At 59.1% G+C, this 3,278-nt stretch carries 2 protein-coding genes; both read right to left on the reverse strand.

The features are described from left to right. Positions 1–321 precede the first annotated feature (321 nt). Complete coding sequence (locus IFT60_RS26100) at positions 322–1,746, reverse strand: right-handed parallel beta-helix repeat-containing protein (protein WP_229511229.1); 1,425 nt, start codon at positions 1,744–1,746, stop codon at positions 322–324. A 301-nt stretch (positions 1,747–2,047) separates the two neighbouring features. Then, positions 2,048–3,262, reverse strand: a complete 1,215-nt coding sequence (locus IFT60_RS26110) for a right-handed parallel beta-helix repeat-containing protein (RefSeq protein ID WP_192057014.1) — start codon at positions 3,260–3,262, stop codon at positions 2,048–2,050. Positions 3,263–3,278: the final 16 nt, after the last annotated feature.

A 3,278-nucleotide genomic window follows, 5' to 3' on the forward strand; every position in this document is an offset into this window, starting at 1 on the left:
AGCGATCAAGAGGATGGCGGCGGTACGGACTGCGTTCGTGGCTTGCATTTTCATTGAGAAATTTCCTGAAGTAAAAAGTGAATACGTAAGCTTTGAGGGTAAGAAACTTCCTTAGTTCAACTTTTTTGAAAAAAAATTCTGATAAGTAACAATCTAGTAAAGCATATTCGCCCTAATAGATCGGCGTTCATGAAACGATTCATATCGAAGCAGCATCGACAGAAGCGTAAAAAACCCGCGTGCCTGGCGGCGACGCGGGTCAGGTCAAGCCCGGGGGCTTGGAGGGGAACAGTGCTGGTTTCGTGCGCTTAGTACTCGCTTTTAGTGCTGGTATGCGCCGATATCGAAACCGGTCGATGCATTACGTGCCTTGCCATCGATGTCGGTCGGGTGCGCATAAGTCGCGATGCCACGGCCGATCACCGGCGAGCTATTGCTCGGCTTGAAGTTCGGCGTCGCGGCGGTACGCGAGTAGCCGGCCAGCAATGGGTCCGAGCTGATGGTGCCGGTGTGCTTCAGACCATTGCGCAGCTGCCAGTCATAGGTCGGGTTCTTGAACACGAGGTTGTTCTTGTATGTATTGCCGGTACCGGTCTTGCCCTGCTCCGAGATGCCGTACTTGTTGTCGTACACGATGTTGTTGTGTACGGCGACATTGTTGGCGCCAGCCGAGGTGAAGTAATAATCGCCACCGCCGACGATGATGCCGAATACCGACGAGCTCACCGTGTTGTTGGTGATCTTGACGTTGTTCGCGTCGTGCCACAGGTGAATCGCTGCCGAACCCACGCGGTAGACCACGTTGTTCTTGATCGAGCCCGACGTGCTGTGATAAATGCCCTGGACGTAGGTACAGCCGGCCGGGCCAATATCGTGCACGACGTTACCGATGACGTCGCCCATCACGCCCTTGTAGTAGCTGTCCACGCCGATGGCCGAACCGCCGGCGCTGCTGCAAGGAATGGTGTTGGCCGTGTGGTGGACGTGATTGCCTTCGATGACGTTGTACGAACCGCCAGTGTAGATGCCGAGGGTCCACTTGGTACCCTTCTGGATCTTGCTGCCGTCGATCTCGAAACCGACGATGCTGACGTAGTTGCCGCGGTTGTCCCAGGCGGTCTTGTTGGCCGAGTTTGCTGGCGGCACGATCTTGGCGCCCCACTTCGTGGTCGACACCCAATAGATGCGGCCGGCGGCGGTACCGTTGCCGGTCGTCTTGAAGCCGCCGTCATAGGTGCCTGGCGCCACGAACACGGTGGTGTTCGCCTTGACGGCTGCCTTGGCGGCGCGCGCCAGGGTCTTGAATGGTGCTGCTTTCGTGCCGGCAGCGGTGTCGGAACCGTTCGGCGCCACGTAGTAATTGTTCGCGGTGGTCGGGGTGGCGACCGTGCCGCCACCGGTGTTGCCGCCGGTGTTGCCGTTGCGGGCGATGTATTCCGGGGTTTGCTTGAACGCCGCTTCGACCTGGGCGATCGTCATGCCCCCTGCCATCAGGCGCTTCCAGTGGGCGAGGCCGCCGGCGTCCGGTGCACGGCCGAGCAAGTCACGATACAACTCGGTGATCTGTTGGGTCGGGGATGCGCCTGCGGTCACGGCGGTGGCGGTATTCCCGGTGCTGTAACCGGTCACTGCGAACTGCTCGGCAGCGTTTGCTGCGGAGACGGCACACAGTGCCACGAGTGCGGCTGCGGTAGCGCGGGTAACTGCGTTCAAACGGAAGTTGATGATGATGGCTTGCTGTTTCATGCGAGAGTTTCCCTAACAAAAAAATTGAATACGTACCTTTGAGCGCTGGAAACTTCCTAAGTTCAACGTTTTCGCAAATAAATTTCTTTTGAATATCATTGTTACAAACGTTGTTTAAACTGAGAAACATTCGTGAGTATTCTGCCTTGCTGGTTGTTAGCCCTTCTCCCTGGGCCGGCACTGGGCCTGGGGACGTAAAAAAACCCGCACACCTTGCGGTGGCGGGTTTGCTTGGGAAACGCCGCGGATCGGGCGGCGCTCCCTGCGCTTCGGGCTTGGTGTGCGTACTCAATGCTGGCTTTTAGTGTTGAAACGCGCCGATGTCAAAACCGGTCGATGCGTTACGCGCCTTGCCATCGATGTCGGTCGGGTGGGCATAGGTCGCGATACCGCGGCCGATTACCGGCGAGCTCGCGCTCGGCTTGAAGTTCGGCATTGCGGCGGTGCGCGAGTAGCCGGCCAGCAGCGGGTCCGAGCTGATGGTCGCAGTGTGCTTCAGGCCATTGCGCAGCTGCCAGTCGTAGGTCGTGTTCTTGAACACCAGGTTGTTCTTGTAGGTGTTGCCGGTGCCGGTCTTGCCCTGCTCGGAAATGCCGTACTTGTTGTCGTACACGATGTTGTTGTGCACGGCGACGTTGTTGGCGCCGGCGCTGGTGAAGTAGAAATCGCCGCCACCGACGATGATGCCGAACACCGACGAGCTCACCGTGTTGTTGGTGATTTTCACGTTGGTGGCGTCGTGCCAGAGGTGAATCGCCGCCGAACCGACGCGGTAGACCACGTTGTTCTTGATCGAGCCCGAGGTCGACACGTAGATGCCCTGGACGTAGGTGCAGCCGGCAGGGCCGATGTCGTGCACGGTGTTGCCGATGACGTCGGTCATGACGCCCTTATAGTAGCTGTCGACACCGATGGCCGAACCGCCGGCGCTGCTGCAGGCGATCGTGTTGGCGGTGTGGTGCACGTGGTTGCCTTCGATGACGTTGTACGAACCGCCGGTGTAGATGCCCAGCGTCCACTTGGTGCCCTTCTGGATCCTGGTGCCGTCGACTTCGAAACCGATGATGCTGACGTAGTTGCCGCGGTTGTCCCAGGCGGTCTTGTTGGCCGAGTTCGCAGGCGGGACGATCTTGGCGCCCCACTTGGTGGTCGAGACCCAATAGATGCGGCCGGCGGCGGTGCCATTGCCGGTCGTCTTGAAGCCACCTTCGTAGGTGCCGGGAGCGACGAACACAGTCGTGTTTGCCTTGACGGCAGCTTTTGCTGCGCGTGCCAGCGTCTTGAATGGTGCTGCTTTCCTGCCGGCGGCGGTGTCGGAACCGTTAGGCGCCACGTAGTAATTGTTGGCGGTGGCTGGCAGCGTGGCGGCGGACATGGTGCCCGGCGTTGCGCTCAGGCTGTCGTAACCCGACAGGGCAACCGAAGCGGACGTTTGTGCGTTGGCGCCGGCGGCGGCGAAGGAAGCGATCAAGAGGATGGCGGCGGTACGGACTGCGTTCGTGGCTTGCATTTTCATTGAGAAATTTCCTGAA

It is taken from the genome of Massilia sp. CFBP 13721 (assembly GCF_014842025.1).
In the GTDB taxonomy this organism is placed as follows: domain Bacteria; phylum Pseudomonadota; class Gammaproteobacteria; order Burkholderiales; family Burkholderiaceae_D; genus Telluria.